The organism is Paraburkholderia sp. RL17-380-BIE-A (genome assembly GCF_046028085.1).
Taxonomy (GTDB): domain Bacteria; phylum Pseudomonadota; class Gammaproteobacteria; order Burkholderiales; family Burkholderiaceae; genus Paraburkholderia.
Genome location: NZ_JARESQ010000002.1, coordinates 1 through 16400, shown reverse-complemented (window position 1 = coordinate 16400; position 16400 = coordinate 1). Strand labels below are relative to the sequence as shown.

The window sequence follows — 16400 nt, the reverse complement described above, 5'->3', positions numbered from 1 at the left end:
GTGTAGGCTATGACCATTGTGAGCCTGTCCCGTTCTTCCGCGTGTACGTGGCGTCAAACGCTTAACGATCTGCTGGACGCCTCGCCATTGGAATCCCGCGCTTTCGTTCTCGACGAGAGCATGACGGATCTGCGCGAAGTGATAGATGGTGTTATCGCTCTGCTCACTCCATTCGCACGTCGTCGCGACTTGCGTTTGCGCGTGTGTGTCGATCAATCGGTAGCTGAAACGATTCTTGCCGACGGTGCCCGCCTGGGTCAGCTCGTTTTCCATTTGCTCAATCGAACGATTCAACTCACCATGCAGGGAGAGATTTCGCTCGTCGTGCGGGCACAGCCGTTGAGTTCGAACTCGCAACGAATTTTTATCAGCGTGGTCGATGCGCCCGTCAAACACGCGCCCGCTGTCCCGCAGCCACTTTACGCTCCAACTGTTGAAGATCCACAGATGGCCAGATGGCTTGGCGACGCTGAAGCATGTTTGTCGCTTTGCAGAATATTGGCGCAGCGCATGCGCGGCGAACTCTGCGTCTCGAGCGATCTTGAGGAAGGCCCTCGAGCAATCTTCAACGCGCCGTTTTGCGTCGAACAATCGGCGCGGTCCGCGCAAACGACTTGCGGTAACGTCGAGACGCCTCCTTTCTCCAGAGCCGCGCAGCCACGGGATCGCTCAACGAGCGGCTCCTTTGAGCCCTTCGACAGCCGTTATCTGGATGCCTTGTCTGAAGAGGGAGTCGATCTTCAAGCATTTATCACCAACTGGCGTGACGCAATGAACGACGACCTCGGGCGGCTCAGCGGGTTGCTTCGTGAAGGTCACTTTGAGCATCTCCAAGGCGTGCTGCACCGTTTGAGTGGCGCAGTGGGGCTCGTCGGCGCGCGAGATTTGATGGACGCGTTGCGGCGCGCGAGCGTATCGCCTCGTGAGCACAGAGCCACCTTAGCCGACGCGCTAATGGCGCGCGCGAGAATGCTCGTCATGCAACTCGAAGCAACGGCCTGCGCATACCGGAGCACCTCACGATGAGCCGACCGCTGGCTTTGATCGAAGGCGATCTGGCGCTTCCGGTCGCGCGGCCGTTCGATGCGTTGCCGCCGCCCTTCGGATCGCGGCGGCGGCCGGCGCAGTCCGCGGCGCAACGCGAACCGCAACCCGTAGCACGTACCGGCGCGCAACAGGTAATCGAGAATGCGGTACAACGCGGGGCGTCGGCGGCACGTCGCGGGCCGTTTCCACCGGGCGTGAAGTTTCTGTTGTTCTATAAACTGCCTCAACGGCGCGACCACTCGCGCCGCTTCGACGAGCAGCTGGCCGAAGCGAGGTATTACCTGGAGATGGGGCGCGTGCGCCCGCGTTCGACGCGGTCGGATCATCTGCTTGGAGCGGCGATCTTCGCGGGCTGCAGCATTGCGCTAGCATGGCTGCTGACCACCTGTACGACGCACGACGCCGGGAAGCTGGCGGCCACGGCGGTAACACGGCCGGTGGCGCTTCGTTCGCCAGCTGAATTCGCCGGAACGATTGCGCAAGACGAAGCCTTGGCGGCTAGTTCAATATCGACACCAAAGGCTGCTGTGTCCGGAACGCCTAAGCCGACCAATGCGACACCAAAGGCCGCAGTGTCCGGAGTGCCTACGCCGACCAATACGTCCCCGCGCACTGCGCTTGGCCATGTCCCGACTGCGAAGCCGCAACGTGTCGAACAGATCGCGTCACATGCCGAGCTGCGAGAGCCGATGCATCGAACGGCGCCGAGCCGTCCCGCGAAGGCGGATCACCCGCTTCCGATCGTGCGCTTCAGCAAAGCGCAAGTCGACGGGCGTCTCGCATTGAGCCGCACAGCCAACCCGGCCACGCGGCCCTCCGCGTCGAAGTCATCCGAGTGGACTGCACGCTCCTCGTCCGCAAACGAAACGGCCGAGCGCACGGCGCTGCTCGCTTGGGCGGCGCAGATGCGTCGCGCGACAATCACAACGCGCGCCGGCGCGCCGACGCCGGGTGACACCGACTGGAGCGTTCGCATGACCCAGCGCAGGATCACCGACAACCCGGACGCGTTCCAGACAGGTCGCATTCCGAAGTAGTGGCGAAAAAAAAGCCCGACCAATGGTCGGGCTTCAAAGTCGGCCACGTCCTCCACAGGACGCAGCCCCTGCAAAACAGCCAAGCTGTTTGCGCTATCGCCAGCCTTAAGCGGCCAGCAGCGAACGCAGCACGAACGGCAGAATCCCGCCGTGCTTGTAGTAGTCGACTTCGATCGGCGTGTCGATACGCAGCAGTACCTGCACGCGCTTCTCCTTGCCGTCCTTGCCGCGAATCACCAGCGTCACTTCCTGTTGCGGCTTGAAGTCAGCGCCGAGGCCTTCGATATCGTACGTTTCTTCGCCGGTGATACCGAGCGACTGCACGCTATCCGAGCCCTTGAACTGCAGCGGCAGAACGCCCATGCCGACCAGGTTCGAACGGTGGATCCGCTCGAAGCTGCGTGCGACCACAGCCTTCACGCCCAGCAGTTGCGTACCCTTTGCAGCCCAGTCACGCGACGAGCCCGTGCCGTACTCTTCGCCCGCGAACACGACGGTCGGCGTGCCGGCGTCGATGTACTTCATTGCTGCGTCATAGATCGACAGTTGTTCGCCGCTCGGCTGGTGAATCGTCAGGCCGCCTTCCACGCGCGAGCCGTCTGCCTTCGCCGGGATCATCAGGTTCTTGATCCGCACGTTCGCGAACGTGCCGCGCATCATCACGTCGTGGTTGCCGCGGCGCGAGCCGTAGCTGTTGAAGTCGGCCTTCTGCACGCCGTTTTCCTTCAGCCACTTGCCTGCCGGCGAGTCTTCCTTGATCGAGCCAGCCGGGCTGATGTGGTCGGTCGTGACCGAGTCGCCGAAGATGCCCAGCGCACGCGCGTTCGTCACAGCAGCAATGCTGTCGGCCGGCGTCATCGAGAAGTCCTTGCCGAAGAACGGCGGCTCAGCGATGTAGGTCGACTTCGGCCAGTCGTAGACTTGACCTTCTTCGCCTTCGATCTTGCTCCACAGGTCGCCCTTCTTGGTCAGCGACGCGTAGTTCTTGCGGAACGCGTCGGCGTCCAGCGCGAACTTGAGCAGTGCGTTGACTTCTTCGCTGGTCGGCCAGATGTCGCCCAGGTAGATGTCCTTGCCGCCCTTGCCCTTGCCGACCGGTTCGGTCATCAGGTCGCGCGTGATATTGCCGGCGATCGCGTAAGCGACGACCAGCGGCGGCGAGGCCAGGAAGTTGGCGCGGATGTTCGGGTGAATACGCGCTTCGAAGTTACGGTTGCCCGACAGAACCGCTGCCGCGACGATGTCGTTCTTCGTGATCGCTTCGTTCAGTTCCGGCGTCAGATCGCCCGCGTTACCGATACAGGTCGTGCAACCGTAAGCGGCCAGCGTGAAACCGAGCTTGTCGAGATACTTCATCAAGTCGGTCTTCGTCAGGTATTCCGTGACGATACGCGATCCCGGTGCCAGCGACGTCTTGATGTGCGGAGCGACCGTCAGGCCGGCTTCGACAGCCTTCTTCGCCAGCAGGCCGGCGGCGAGCAGCACGCTCGGGTTAGAGGTGTTCGTGCACGACGTGATGGCCGCGATCAGGATGTCGCCGTTCTTCACGTCGACGCCGTTGCTCGTGGTGTATTGCGCGTCGAGGTCTTCCGCCCTCTTCGCAAAGCCGTTTTCCGCCACCGGCTTCGAGAACAGGTCGCTGAAGGTCGACTTCACATGACCGATTTCGATACGGTCTTGCGGACGCTTCGGACCTGCCAGCGACGGCGTGACCGTGCCGAGATCCAGCGTGACGACCTTGGTATAGTCGATCTGGCCGGCCTTCGGAATACCGAACAGACCTTGCGCCTTGAAGTAGTTTTCGAAGGCGGAGATTTCTGCGTCGGTGCGGCCCGTGCCCTTGAAATAGTCGATGGTCTTTTCGTCGACCGGGAAGAAGCCCATCGTTGCGCCGTATTCCGGCGCCATGTTGCCGATCGTCGCACGGTCCGGCAGCGACAGCGACTTCGTGCCTTCGCCGAAAAATTCGACGAACTTGCCGACTACCTTCTCTTTACGCAGCAGTTCGGTGACGGTCAGGACCAGATCGGTCGCCGTCAGGCCTTCGCGCAGCTTGCCCTTCAGTTCGACGCCGACCACGTCCGGCGTCAGGAAGTACACCGGCTGGCCGAGCATGCCGGCTTCCGCCTCGATGCCGCCCACGCCCCAGCCCACCACGCCGATACCGTTGATCATGGTGGTGTGGCTATCGGTGCCGACCAGCGAATCCGGGTAGTACACCGTGTCCGCGCCTTCAGCCTTCTTGTGCACGCCGCGTGCGAGGTATTCCAGGTTCACCTGGTGAACGATACCGACGCCCGGCGGCACGACCTTGAACGTGTCGAATGCCTGCATGCCCCACTTCATGAACTGGTAGCGCTCGTTGTTGCGCTGGAATTCCAGTTTCATGTTCAGGTCGAGCGCATTCTTTTCGCGGAAGTGATCGATCTGCACCGAGTGATCGACGACCAGATCGACCGGGACCAGCGGTTCGATCGACTTCGGATCCTTGCCCATGTGTTTCGCGACACCGCGCATCGCGGCGATGTCGGCGAGCAGCGGCACGCCAGTAAAGTCTTGCAGCACGACACGCGACACCACGAACGGAATTTCATCGACACGCGCTGCGGTCGGCTTCCAGTTCGCGAGTTGCTCAATGTGTTCTTCGGCGATTTTCTTGCCGTCGTAGTTACGCAGCACCGATTCCAGCACGATACGGATCGAAACCGGCAGGCGGTCGATCTTGATGTTCAGTGCCTTGCCGAGTTGCGGCAGGGAGTAGAACTTGCCTTTGCCGGAACCGCTGTCGAATTCCTTGAGCGTTTTGTGGAGGTTGTGGGCCATGGTGTTTTCCTTGGTTTGATCGCGGAACTACTGTACCTGACTAGATGACGTACAAATCGACGTATTCATTGACCGGCATGGCTTCGAGCCTTGCCTGATCCAGCGACGCGTCGAGAATCGCCAGTTGTTGCTTGACCGGAAAGCGGCGCGCGAGGTTGGTCTTGAACTTCTCGACCAGCAACGGAATCCCGTCTTCGCGACGACGTTTATGACCGATCGGGTATTCGACTACGACTTCGTCGAATGTCGAACCGTCGTTGAATTCGATCGTCAGTGCATTGGCGATCGAGCGCTTCTCCGGATCGTGGTAATCCTTCGTGAACTGCGGGTCTTCGACACATTCCATCTTCGCGCGCAGCACGTCGATGCGCGCGTCCTGTGCGGTCGAATCTTCATAGTCCGCGGCCGTCAGGCGGCCGTGGATCAGCGGCACGGCGATCATGTACTGAATGCAATGATCGCGGTCGGCCGGATTGTTCAGCGGGCCTTTCTTATCGATGATGCGAATCGCGGCTTCATGCGTGCGGATCGTGATCTTGCGAATGTCGTCCACATGATTTCCGGCTGCGTTGAGTTGCGCGTGCAACTTCATCGCGGCTTCCGCCGCCGTTTGTGCGTGGAATTCTGCCGGAAAAGAAATCTTGAAGAGCACATTTTCCATCACATACGAACCGTACGGACGCTGGAACCTGAATGCGTTGCCTTTGAACAGAACGTCGTAAAAGCCCCACGTCTTCGCCGTCAGCACCGACGGATAGCCCATCTCGCCGGTCTTCGCGATCAGCGCGAGACGCACCGCGCGCGATGTCGCATCGCCCGCGGCCCACGACTTGCGCGAACCGGTGTTCGGCGCGTGGCGGTACGTGCGCAGCGCATGCCCATCGACAAACGCCTGCGAGACCGCATTGATCAGCTCGTCGCGCGTGAGACCGAGCAACTGGCCGACCACCGCGGTCGACGCCAGCTTCACCAGCAGCACATGGTCGAGCCCAACCTTGTTGAAGGAGTTCTCGAGCGCGATACAGCCTTGAATTTCGTGCGCCTTGATCATGGCGACCAACACGTCTTTCATCGCCAGCGGCTCTTTGCCGGCTGCGATGGCGCTGCGCGAGAGCCAGTCGGCTGTCGCGAGAATGCCGCCGAGGTTGTCCGACGGGTGGCCCCATTCGGCGGCGAGCCATGTGTCGTTGAAGTCGAGCCAGCGGATCATGGCGCCGATATTGAAGGCGGCCTGAACGGGATCCAGCTGGAACGACGTGCCGGGCACCTTCGCGCCGTTGGGGACGATCGTGCCCGGCACGATCGGTCCCATCAGCTTGGTGCAGGCTGGGTAGGTGAGCGCCTCGAGTCCACAACCGAGCGTATCGATCAGGCAGTGACGCGCGGTTTCCAGCGCGAGCGTGCTGTCGATCTGATACTCCAGCACGTAATCGACGATATCGACCAGGACTTGGTCCGGGTCGGGTCGCACGTTGGAAATCGGAGCGGACATCGGGACGTTTTCCTGATGACGATACTTAGTTGCTGCTCTTGTTGATCGCGTTCGATTGCGTCGGAGCCGGAGCGCCTTCAACCATGGCTGCTGTCTTGCACTCGTCGGCCAGGCGCGAGCTGTCCTTGTCCGAGAACAACATGGCCTTCGTCGGGATCACGACGAGATCCATGCCCGTTGCGGCGTCGTGGAAACGGTCTGCGCCCGTGGTGGTTGCTTCGCGCGGCAGATTGTAATTTTTGTTAGCCCAGTGAACCGTGACGATCTGGTCACGCTTCATGTCGCCCTTCAGTTCGAACGCGAGGCCTTCGTTGCACGACCACTTTTCCGCGCCTTCCGGCACCGGATCGACCTTTGCTTCCTTGGCCGGGTTCGGTTTGCGCTTGATCAGGCGCTTCGGCTGCGGTTTTTTCGGGACAGCGTTGGCTGCCGGCTTCGTGGTGGTCGCCGGTTGCGCGACGGCGTCAGTCGCGACGGCCAGCATCGTCGTGGACAGGGCGCCAATCACGGCGGCGATCATCAGCTTTTTCATGGAGAAAACCTTTCTATCTAGTTTCAGTTAAACATTCCGCGGGCTACCGGTCCTGGCGACCGCGTGGTTAAACTGCACGCGCTTTGAAAGCGCACAGCGACCGCTATTTTCTCCTATTTAGCGGCAGGTACTTCAAATTCTCGGGTCCGGTGTAATTTGCGCTCGGACGGATGATCTTGTTGTCGATGCGCTGCTCGATGATGTGCGCGCTCCAGCCGGCCGTACGCGCGATCACGAAGAGCGGCGTGAACATGGCCGTCGGCACGCCCATCATGTGATACGAGACCGCGCTGAACCAGTCCAGATTCGGGAACATCTTCTTCGCTTCCCACATCACCGACTCGAGCCGCTCGGCGATGCTGAACAGCTTGGTGTTGCCCGCTTCCTTCGAGAGCTTCTTCGCGACTTCCTTGATGACCTTGTTGCGCGGGTCCGAAATCGTGTACACCGGGTGGCCGAAACCGATCACCACTTCCTTGTTCTCGACGCGGCGGCGGATGTCCGCTTCGGCTTCGTCCGGCGTCTGGTAGCGCGACTGGATCTCGAACGCGACTTCATTGGCGCCGCCGTGCTTCGGCCCGCGCAGCGCGCCGATCGCGCCCGTGATCGCCGAATAGATGTCCGATCCCGTGCCCGCGATCACGCGGCCCGTGAAGGTCGATGCGTTGAATTCGTGTTCGGCGTACAGGTTCAGCGACACGTGCATTGCGTCGACCCACGCCTTCGACGGCTCCACGCCGTGCAGCAGATGCAGGAAGTGGCCGCCGATCGAGTCGTCGTCGGTTTCCACTTCGATGCGCTTGCCGTTGTGCGAGTAGTGATACCAGTAGAGCAGCATCGAACCGAGCGAGGCCATCAGCTTGTCGGCGATGTCGCGCGCGCCCGGCAGGTTGTGATCGTCTTTCTCCGGCAGCACGGTGCCCAGCACCGACACGCCGGTGCGCATCACGTCCATCGGGTGTGCTGCGGCCGGGATCCATTCGAGCGCGGCCTTGACGTTCGCGGGCAGGCCGCGCAGCGCCTTCAGCTTGGTCTTGTACGCGGTGAGTTCGGCCTGGGTCGGCAGCTTTTCGTGGACCAGCAGGTACGCGATCTCTTCGAATTCGCAGGCGCTCGCAATATCGAGAATGTCGTAGCCGCGGTAGTGCAGGTCGTTGCCGGTCTTGCCGACCGTGCAGAGGGCGGTATTGCCCGCCGTCACGCCGGACAGGGCGACCGATTTCTTCGGTTTGAAGCCGCTTTGGGGTTCGTTGCCGCCTTGTGCACCGGCGGTTTGCGTTGTCTCGCTCATCTCCCGCAATCTCCTTTGTGCCTGCTCATTGCTTCTGGTTGACCTACGCCTTCGACGTCGCTCGCCCGCAGCGCCAGATGATTCAGTGTTTCGATTGCAAGACGGTGTACAGGTACACCATTCAACGCCGCCGTGCCGATCGCCGCATGGACGCGCATGCTCATGATGCGGCTTGCACGTTAGTGCCCACTTTCGCGAAGAGCGGCGCGGCGTCTTGTGGGACGGTGCGACCGGTGGCTTGCGCGCGACGCAGCACCGACCAGTAATAGCGATAGCTCGCCCGATCATGCAGCGTGTCGTGATGGCGCGTCGGGCCCCATTGGGCGGACTGCGCGGCCAGCAGGATTTCGGTGGCCGTGGCGATCTCTTCGTCGCGCGGCGCGAACGCGGCGACGATCGACTCGATTTGCGCCGGGTGGATGCTCCACATGCGCGTGTAGCCGAACTCGTTGCGGGCACGCGCGGCGTCGTTTGCCACCACGCTCATGTCGCGCACTTCCGTGCTGACGTTGTGCGACGGCACTTTGCCGTACGCATGGCAGGCAGCCGAGATTTCCAGCTTCGCACGCCGGACCAGAGGATGATCGAACTGGCCGGGCGAGCGCATGGCCGTGTCGGGAATCGCGCCGTCGTGCGCGGAGACGAAGTCCATTAGCCCGAAGCTCAGCGCTTCCACACCGGGCAGTGCGGCCAGATCGAACACGCGCGTCAGCGCGCCGTGCGTCTCGACCAGCAATTGCACCGGCACCGGTTGCTCGATGCCGAGTTCGCGGCGCGTGGCCTCGATGAACGCGACCATTTCGGCGGCATCGGGGACGTTGCGGATTTTTGGCAGGGTGATGTAAGCAGGCGCTCGCTTCGCGGCACGCAGAATGAGGCGGACGTCGTCTCGCCAGTGCGCGTGGTCGAAGTCGTGAATCCGCACGCCGACGCGGCCAAAGCGGTCATGCTCGCTGCCGAGCAGCGAGGCGACCAGTTCCGCGTGCTGTGCTTCGCGACCGACCTGCGCGCCGTCTTCGCAATCGAGCGTGATATCGAACACCGGGCCGAGCTGCTGCTGCAACGCGAGCGATTTCAGCATCAGCTTTTCGCTGCCGGCGTAGTGATCGCAGGCAGGCAGCACAGCGGGCGGCACTTCGCCGTCAAACAGCACTTCGGCGGGTGTGAGGGCGCGCATCTTCGGCGTCAGGGTGTGGGTAGGGTTTGGAAAAACTGTTTGGAGAAATCTGATTCGGGCGCGCTCTGCCAGACCGTCGCGGCAACTACGCAAAACGCGCTCGAATCAGATGCGAACAACTGCGTTCGCACAAAAAAAAACCGGAACCCGCCACGTTGATGTCTGGGAGCACCCAGACCTTTCGCTTTGCGCCAAGCCCCCAAGCGGGATAACAAGCTTGGGGCGGCCCGGCGTTTTCTCAGGAGTTCCGGTTTGTCTGCATCAGCCGCTTAGCCGAGCAGATGTTGAACGCCGTCGCGCTCTTCCAGCAGTTCCTGCAGCGTGCCGTCCATCTTCTCGCGCGAGAACGCGTCGATTTCCAGACCTTCGACGCGCTTGTACTCGCCGTTTTCGCACGTAACCGGCACACCGTAGATGATGTCTTCCGGGATGCCGTACGAACCGTCCGACGGAATGCCCATGGTGACCCACTTGCCGTTCGTGCCGAGCACCCAGTCACGCACGTGGTCGATTGCCGCGTTAGCCGCCGACGCTGCCGACGACAGGCCGCGTGCTTCGATGATCGCCGCGCCGCGCTTGCCGACGGTCGGGATGAACGTGTTGCGGTTCCATTCTTCGTCGTTGATTAGCTTGGTCAGGTCCTGACCTTCTGCCGTTGCAACGCGGAAGTCCGGGTACATGGTCGGCGAGTGGTTGCCCCACACGGCCAGCTTTTCGATCGAAGCGACCGGCTTGCCCGACTTGGCCGCCAGTTGCGACAGCGCGCGGTTGTGGTCCAGACGCAGCATGGCGGTGAAGTTCTTCTTCGGCAGATCCGGCGCCGACTTCATGGCGATGTAAGCGTTCGTGTTGGCCGGGTTGCCGACCACCAGAACCTTCACGTCGCGGCTGGCGACTTCGTTCAGCGCCTTGCCCTGAACCGTGAAGATTTCGGCGTTCGCCGACAGCAGGTCCTTACGTTCCATGCCTTTCGAACGCGGACGGGCGCCGACCAGCAGGGCCACGTCTGCATCCTTGAATGCGACCTTGGGATCGTCGGTGATCACGACGCCCGACAGCAGCGGGAATGCGCAATCATCCAGTTCCATCACGACGCCTTTGACGGCGCCTTGTGCTTGCGGCAGGTCGAGCAGTTGCAGGATAACCGGCTGATCCTTGCCGAGCAGGTCGCCATTGGCGATGCGGAACAGCAGGGAGTAAGCAATTTGACCTGCGGCGCCGGTGACGGCAACGCGCTTTGCGGGCTTAGCCATTGAGAAATCTCCAGGACGATGCGTTAGACGCTAGGGAAAACGCCATTCTATATGCGCGTTCAGCGAAGCGTTATGAAACACGGCGGAATTCACTGTTCGCGGACTGCCTCGTAATCTGCCGAGGGCGAGCGGCGCGTTGCGGCGAGACCGCCGTGCCGGAAACCTGTACAACTGCATGGGAGCGGGAATACGAAGCGCCGGGTAGCCGCTGCACGGTGCGGGCTCCTGCAAACAGCGCGTTTCGGCAAGCGTCTGGCCAATGAATGGCGGCGAAATCGAAACCTGAACTGCGTGGGAACAGCATGGTGCAGGGTGGCTGCCGGGGCGTCGCGGCGCTGCGCGAAACAGCCTCCGAAAACCCGCAAACCCTTGTTCGACAAGGAGTGTAGGAGTCGCTAGACACAAAGTCAACATTATCTTATGTCTTATATAAGACATATCTATTGAGGGGAAAACCCTAGACGCGGCCCAGCCCTTTATGATGAAATGCGCGGATGAATTCGAACCCGGCGAACACCACGAATCCGAACGGCCAAGGCGCCGCAGGCGAGGGTGTACCCGCTGCCGCCCCGGCCACGTCGCCCACTTTCAGCCCTTTGTATCAGCAGATCAAGGGGCTGATCACGCAGAGCCTTGAAAGCGGCGAGTGGAAGCCGGGCGAGATCATTCCTAGTGAAGTCGAATTGGCGGCCAGATACAAGGTCAGCCAAGGAACGGTGCGCAAAGCGATCGACGAACTTGCTGCCGACAACCTGCTGGTGCGCCGCCAGGGTAAGGGCACTTTTGTTGCAACGCACAACGAAGACCGCGCCCAGTTTCGCTTCCTCAGATTGCTGGCCGATGACGGAGCGGAACACCCGCACGTGAGCCGCCTGCTCGAGTGCCGGCGTTTGCGCGCTTCGGCGGACATCGCACGGCAACTCGATCTGAAACCCGCCGATCCGGTTGTATTGATCAAGCGATTGCTGCAGTTCGACGGCGAAGTCACTGTGCTCGACGAAATCTGGCTGCCCGGCGCCGTGTTTCGCGGCCTCACGCTCGAGCGGTTGTCGGAGTATAAAGGTCCACTCTACGCGATGTTCGAGACGGAATTCGGCACGCGCATGATCCGCGCAACGGAGAAGATCCGCGCGGTGGCGGCCGAGCCCGCCGTGGCCGACCTGCTGCACGTGCCGGCGGGTTTTCCGCTGCTATCGGTCGAGCGCGTGTCCTATACATACGGAGACCGGCCGGTCGAAGTGCGCCGTGGTTGGTATGTCACAACCGGGTACTACTATCAGAACGATCTAAGTTGAAACGGGTTTGAAACGGTTTGAATGAGGGCGCCGCGTCCCGCGCGCGTGCCTGTTTGAAGGCGCCTTTATCGCGCAGGCTGCAACGGACTACTCGTGGTTTTCGCTGCAGCGCGATATAAAAAGGCGCTAAAATTGCGGATTAGTGTGACTACATAGTAGGGGTCTAGCATGGCTGAAGCCGTAAAAAAACCGAGGCCGGAATTCCGGAACATCGGTATCGGGCAGATATTGACTGCGTACCGTCTCCCGCTAGCGGGGCGAGTATCGATCTTGCACCGCGTGAGCGGTGGTCTGCTTTTTGTTTTTCTTCCGTTCCTGCTGTACCTCTTCGATCAGAGTCTGACTTCTGAACTCAGCTTCGAAGTCTTCAAAGGCTTCCTCTCCAACATCGTCGTCAAGCTCATCACGCTCGTTCTCGCGTGGGCCTTCCTGTTCCACTTCTGCGCCGGCGTCCGTCACCTGTTGATGGACACGAACCACAATGCGGTCACGAAGGAAAAAGGCAAGTCGACCTCTATCGTAGTTCTCGTCGTGTCGTCGCTGCTCACCATCGCATTCGCGGCAAAACTGTTCGGAGCATTCTAAAAAATGTCAGCTAATAACCGAATCGGTTCGAAGCGTCTTGTCGTCGGCGCGCATTACGGTCTGCGCGACTGGCTCGCCCAGCGCATTACCGCCACGATCATGGCGATCTACACGGTGATCCTGCTCGTCTGGTTCTTCGGCGCGCGCGATTTTTCGTATGAAGGCTGGGCGTCGATCTTCGCGACGCAATGGATGAAGCTCGCCACGTTCGTCACGCTGCTCTCGCTGTTCTATCACGCCTGGGTTGGTATCCGCGACATCTGGATGGACTATGTGAAGCCCGTTGGCACGCGCCTGTTCCTTCAGGCGCTGACGATCGTCTGGCTGCTCGCATGTGCGGGCTACGCTGCGCAGATTCTCTGGAGAGTGTAAAAGAATGGCTGCAATCAAGAATTCTCTGCCGCGTCGCAAGTTTGACGTGGTTATCGTCGGCGCAGGCGGCTCGGGGATGCGCGCTTCGCTGCAACTCGCGCGCGCTGGTCTGTCGGTTTGCGTGCTGTCCAAGGTGTTCCCGACGCGTTCGCACACGGTCGCTGCCCAAGGCGGCATCGGCGCTTCGCTCGGCAACATGAGCGAAGACAACTGGCACTATCACTTCTACGACACGATCAAGGGCTCCGACTGGCTCGGCGACCAGGACGCGATCGAGTTCATGTGCCGCGAAGCACCGAACGCAGTCTACGAACTCGAACACTTCGGCATGCCGTTCGACCGTAACGCCGACGGCACGATTTACCAGCGCCCGTTCGGCGGCCACACCGCCAACTACGGCGAAAAGCCGGTGCAACGCGCTTGCGCGGCGGCTGACCGTACCGGTCACGCGCTGCTGCACACGCTGTATCAGCAGAACGTCGAGGCCAAGACGCAGTTCTTCGTCGAATGGATGGCGCTGGATCTGATCCGCGACGCCGAAGGCGACGTGCTCGGCGTGACCGCGCTGGAAATGGAAACCGGCGACGTCTACATTCTCGAAGGCAAGACCACGCTGTTCGCCACGGGCGGCGCGGGCCGCATCTTCGCGGCGTCCACCAATGCGTTCATCAACACCGGTGACGGCCTGGGTATGGCGGCGCGTTCGGGCATCGCACTGCAAGACATGGAATTCTGGCAATTCCACCCGACCGGCGTGGCCGGCGCGGGCGTGCTGATTACCGAAGGCGTGCGCGGCGAAGGCGGCATTCTGCGTAACTCGAACGGTGAGCGTTTCATGGAACGCTACGCGCCTACCCTGAAGGATCTGGCGCCGCGCGACTTCGTTTCGCGTTCGATGGACCAGGAAATCAAGGAAGGCCGCGGCGTGGGTCCGAACAAGGATCACGTGCTGCTCGACCTGTCGCACATCGGCGCCGAGACGATCATGAAGCGTCTGCCGTCGATCCGCGAAATCGCGCTGAAGTTCGCGAACGTCGACTGTATCAAGGAGCCGATCCCGGTCGTGCCGACCATCCACTATCAGATGGGCGGTATTCCGACGAACATTCACGGCCAGGTCGTGGGTACGTCGAAGGGTCACGAAGAGCCGGTCAACGGTTTTTACGCAGTGGGCGAATGCTCGTGCGTGTCGGTGCACGGTGCGAACCGTCTCGGTACGAACTCGCTGCTCGACCTGGTGGTGTTCGGCCGCGCCGCCGGCAATCACATCGTCAAGCACGTGAAGGAAATCAAGGAGCACAAGCCGCTGCCGGCCGACGCCGCTGATTTCGCGCTGTCGCGTCTGGCGAAGCTGGAAAGCTCGTCCTCAGGCGAGTACGCGCAATCGGTCGCAAACGACATCCGCGGCACGATGCAGAAACACGCTGGCGTGTTCCGTACCTCGGCGTTGCTGTCGGAAGGCGTCGAGCGCATCCGCGAAGTGGCTGACCGCGTCGACAGCATCCATCTGAAGGACAAGTCGAAGGTGTTCAACACGGCACGTGTCGAAGCGCTGGAAGTGGCGAACCTGATCGAAGTGGCCCGCGCCACGATGGTTTCGGCCGAAGCGCGTAAGGAAAGCCGTGGCGCGCACGCGCAGAACGACTTCGAACATCGCGACGACGAAAACTGGCTGCGCCATACGCTGTGGTTCAGCGAAGGCGATCGCCTCGACTACAAGCCGGTTCACATGCAACCGCTGACGGTCGAATCGGTTCCGCCGAAAGCGCGGACCTTCTAAGGCACAAGTCAAAGGAATTCAGAAATGGCAAAGCGTACATTTGAAATTTATCGCTACGACCCGGACAAGGACGCAGCGCCGCGCATGCAAACGTACGAGATCGAAATCGACTCGCACGAACGCATGTTGCTCGACGCGCTGCTGAAGTTGAAGGCAGTTGACGAAACGCTGTCGTTCCGCCGCTCGTGCCGCGAAGGCGTGTGCGGTTCGGACGCCATGAACATCAATGGCAAGAACGGTCTGGCCTGCCTGCAGAACATGAACGATCTGCCGCAAAAGATCGTGCTGCGTCCGCTGCCGGGACTGCCGGTCATTCGCGACCTGATCGTCGATATGACGCAGTTCTTCAACCAGTATCACTCGATCAAGCCGTACCTGATCAACGATACGCCGCCGCCGGAAAAGGAACGTCTGCAGTCGCCGGAAGAACGCGACGAGCTCGACGGCCTGTACGAATGTATTCTGTGCGCTAGCTGCTCGACTTCGTGCCCGAGCTTCTGGTGGAATCCGGATAAGTTCGTTGGTCCGGCCGGCCTGTTGCAAGCCTACCGTTTCATCGCGGACAGCCGCGACGAAGCGACCGGCGAACGCCTCGACAACCTGGAAGATCCGTACCGTCTGTTCCGTTGCCATACGATCATGAATTGCGTCGACGTTTGCCCGAAGGGCCTGAACCCGACCAAGGCGATTGGCAAGATCAAGGAATTGATGGTTCGCCGCGCTGTTTGAGATGGACGACACATCGCATCAGTCCGACCCTCTCCGCCGCGCGCGCCTTCGCTGGCGCGCGCGGCGGGGCCTGCTGGAAAACGATCTGATCTTTGAACGTTTTTTCGGCCGATATGAGCATGACCTCAGCGATGCCGACGTGGGCGCTCTCACGCGCCTGCTCGAGCTGAGCGATAACGACCTGATGGACTTGCTGCTCGCGCGCAAGGAACCGGAGGGCGACCTTGCCGACCCGGATGTGATCCGGGTGCTGGAGTTGCTGCGGAATGCCTGAGCGGCCCGTGTGCCGCTTGTCCGTTGTTCCAGGCGTGCAATTATCGAAAACCTGTTTCCATACTTCGATTGAGGATCTGCTATGACCCCGTCAGATGTTAAAGCCACGCTATCGTTCAGCGACAATTCGCCGAGCGTTGAAATGCCGATCTACAAGGGCACTCTCGGCCCGGACGTGATCGACATCCGCAAACTGTACGGCCAGACCGGCAAGTTCACGTACGACCCGGGCTTCATGTCGACGGCGGCGTGCAATTCCGCGATCACCTACATCGACGGCGATAAGGGCGAGCTGCTGTACCGCGGCTACCCGATCGACAACCTCGCGGAAAACGCGGACTTCCTCGAAACCTGCTATCTGCTGCTGAAGGGCGAACTGCCGAACGCGCAGCAGAACGCCGAGTTTGTGAAGACGGTCACGAACCACACGATGGTGCATGAGCAAATGCACTTCTTCTTCCGTGGTTTCCGTCGCGACGCACACCCGATGGCGATTCTGGTCGCTGCAGTCGGCGCATTGTCGGCCTTCTATCACGACTCGCTCGACATCAACAATCCGCGTCACCGCGAAGTGTCGGCCATTCGCATGATCGCGAAGCTGCCTACGCTCGTCGCCATGGCGTACAAGTACAGCATCGGCCAGCCGTTTGCGTACCCGAAGAACGACTTGTCGTACAGCGCGAACTTCATGCACATGATGTTCTCGAACCCGTG

The 16400-nt window shown here is 61.0% G+C and carries 15 protein-coding genes; 9 read left to right on the top strand and 6 right to left on the bottom strand.

The annotated features are described in order from the left end of the window. Positions 1-9 precede the first annotated feature (9 nt). Both P0D68_RS02815 and P0D68_RS02810 read left to right on the top strand, forming a co-directional pair. Positions 10-1026 carry a sensor histidine kinase gene (locus P0D68_RS02815; protein WP_408294467.1) on the top strand — a complete coding sequence of 339 codons (1017 nt, stop codon included), beginning with the start codon at positions 10-12 and terminating at the stop codon, positions 1024-1026. Next, positions 1023-2084, top strand: coding sequence for a hypothetical protein (locus tag P0D68_RS02810; protein ID WP_408294464.1), 1062 nt, complete (start codon positions 1023-1025; stop codon positions 2082-2084). Before P0D68_RS02815 ends, P0D68_RS02810 begins: the two co-directional genes overlap by 4 nt. A 105-nt stretch (positions 2085-2189) precedes the next feature. On the opposite strand, the gene acnA is transcribed toward P0D68_RS02810, so the two are convergent. The 6 genes from acnA to P0D68_RS02780 all read right to left on the bottom strand — a co-directional run bounded on the left by acnA (position 2190) and on the right by P0D68_RS02780 (position 10652). Further along, positions 2190-4907, bottom strand: a complete 2718-nt coding sequence (acnA, locus tag P0D68_RS02805) for an aconitate hydratase AcnA (RefSeq protein ID WP_408294461.1) — start codon at positions 4905-4907, stop codon at positions 2190-2192. 40 nt (positions 4908-4947) lie between these two features. Continuing rightward, the gene (locus tag P0D68_RS02800) at positions 4948-6399 is read right to left on the bottom strand and encodes a bifunctional 2-methylcitrate dehydratase/aconitate hydratase (protein WP_408294458.1); all 1452 of its coding nucleotides are present in this window, start codon (positions 6397-6399) and stop codon (positions 4948-4950) included. A gap of 25 nt (positions 6400-6424) precedes the next feature. After that, entirely contained in the window at positions 6425-6931 is a 507-nt protein-coding gene (locus P0D68_RS02795) for a hypothetical protein (RefSeq protein ID WP_091804907.1), read from the bottom strand. Between the two features lie 103 nt (positions 6932-7034). Beyond that, entirely contained in the window at positions 7035-8222 is a 1188-nt protein-coding gene (gene prpC, locus P0D68_RS02790) for a bifunctional 2-methylcitrate synthase/citrate synthase (RefSeq protein ID WP_408294455.1), read from the bottom strand. Between the two features lie 160 nt (positions 8223-8382). Further along, positions 8383-9399, bottom strand: coding sequence for an HpcH/HpaI aldolase/citrate lyase family protein (locus tag P0D68_RS02785; RefSeq protein WP_408294453.1), 1017 nt, complete (start codon positions 9397-9399; stop codon positions 8383-8385). A 269-nt stretch (positions 9400-9668) separates the two neighbouring features. Further along, entirely contained in the window at positions 9669-10652 is a 984-nt protein-coding gene (locus P0D68_RS02780; protein ID WP_007178772.1) for a malate dehydrogenase, read from the bottom strand. Positions 10653-11146: 494 nt separating this feature from the next. Here P0D68_RS02780 and P0D68_RS02775 point away from each other — a divergent pair, with 494 nt between their 5' ends. The 7 genes from P0D68_RS02775 to P0D68_RS02745 form a co-directional block, all read left to right on the top strand. Beyond that, positions 11147-11947: a GntR family transcriptional regulator gene (locus tag P0D68_RS02775; RefSeq protein ID WP_091804898.1), complete on the top strand. Its 801-nt coding sequence runs from the start codon at positions 11147-11149 to the stop codon at positions 11945-11947. A 168-nt stretch (positions 11948-12115) separates the two neighbouring features. Further along, positions 12116-12532 (top strand): succinate dehydrogenase, cytochrome b556 subunit, encoded by a 417-nt coding sequence (gene sdhC, locus P0D68_RS02770; RefSeq protein WP_091804894.1) that lies wholly within the window; start codon positions 12116-12118, stop codon positions 12530-12532. A 3-nt stretch (positions 12533-12535) separates the two neighbouring features. Further along, the gene (gene sdhD, locus P0D68_RS02765; RefSeq protein WP_091804890.1) at positions 12536-12904 is read left to right on the top strand and encodes a succinate dehydrogenase, hydrophobic membrane anchor protein; all 369 of its coding nucleotides are present in this window, start codon (positions 12536-12538) and stop codon (positions 12902-12904) included. A gap of 4 nt (positions 12905-12908) precedes the next feature. Continuing rightward, positions 12909-14684, top strand: coding sequence for a succinate dehydrogenase flavoprotein subunit (gene sdhA / locus P0D68_RS02760; protein ID WP_091804886.1), 1776 nt, complete (start codon positions 12909-12911; stop codon positions 14682-14684). Between the two features lie 24 nt (positions 14685-14708). Continuing rightward, positions 14709-15413, top strand: coding sequence for a succinate dehydrogenase iron-sulfur subunit (locus tag P0D68_RS02755; protein WP_012428644.1), 705 nt, complete (start codon positions 14709-14711; stop codon positions 15411-15413). Between the two features lies 1 nt (position 15414). After that, positions 15415-15687, top strand: a complete 273-nt coding sequence (locus P0D68_RS02750) for an FAD assembly factor SdhE (RefSeq protein ID WP_091804882.1) — start codon at positions 15415-15417, stop codon at positions 15685-15687. Positions 15688-15768: 81 nt separating this feature from the next. After that, positions 15769-16400: citrate/2-methylcitrate synthase (locus tag P0D68_RS02745; protein ID WP_408294446.1), on the top strand; the 632-nt coding region annotated here is incomplete at its 3' end.

Bases quoted from the DNA above. Each gene is read 5' to 3' on its own strand.
- P0D68_RS02815 (WP_408294467.1), top strand. From the start codon at position 10: ATGACCATTGTGAGCCTGTCCCGTTCTTCCGCGTGTACGTGGCGTCAA.
- P0D68_RS02810 (WP_408294464.1), top strand. From the start codon at position 1,023: ATGAGCCGACCGCTGGCTTTGATCGAAGGCGATCTGGCGCTTCCGGTC.
- acnA (WP_408294461.1), bottom strand. From the start codon at position 4,907: ATGGCCCACAACCTCCACAAAACGCTCAAGGAATTCGACAGCGGTTCC.
- P0D68_RS02800 (WP_408294458.1), bottom strand. From the start codon at position 6,399: ATGTCCGCTCCGATTTCCAACGTGCGACCCGACCCGGACCAAGTCCTG.
- P0D68_RS02795 (WP_091804907.1), bottom strand. From the start codon at position 6,931: ATGAAAAAGCTGATGATCGCCGCCGTGATTGGCGCCCTGTCCACGACG.
- prpC (WP_408294455.1), bottom strand. From the start codon at position 8,222: ATGAGCGAGACAACGCAAACCGCCGGTGCACAAGGCGGCAACGAACCC.
- P0D68_RS02785 (WP_408294453.1), bottom strand. From the start codon at position 9,399: ATGCGCGCCCTCACACCCGCCGAAGTGCTGTTTGACGGCGAAGTGCCG.
- P0D68_RS02780 (WP_007178772.1), bottom strand. From the start codon at position 10,652: ATGGCTAAGCCCGCAAAGCGCGTTGCCGTCACCGGCGCCGCAGGTCAA.
- P0D68_RS02775 (WP_091804898.1), top strand. From the start codon at position 11,147: ATGAATTCGAACCCGGCGAACACCACGAATCCGAACGGCCAAGGCGCC.
- sdhC (WP_091804894.1), top strand. From the start codon at position 12,116: ATGGCTGAAGCCGTAAAAAAACCGAGGCCGGAATTCCGGAACATCGGT.
- sdhD (WP_091804890.1), top strand. From the start codon at position 12,536: ATGTCAGCTAATAACCGAATCGGTTCGAAGCGTCTTGTCGTCGGCGCG.
- sdhA (WP_091804886.1), top strand. From the start codon at position 12,909: ATGGCTGCAATCAAGAATTCTCTGCCGCGTCGCAAGTTTGACGTGGTT.
- P0D68_RS02755 (WP_012428644.1), top strand. From the start codon at position 14,709: ATGGCAAAGCGTACATTTGAAATTTATCGCTACGACCCGGACAAGGAC.
- P0D68_RS02750 (WP_091804882.1), top strand. From the start codon at position 15,415: ATGGACGACACATCGCATCAGTCCGACCCTCTCCGCCGCGCGCGCCTT.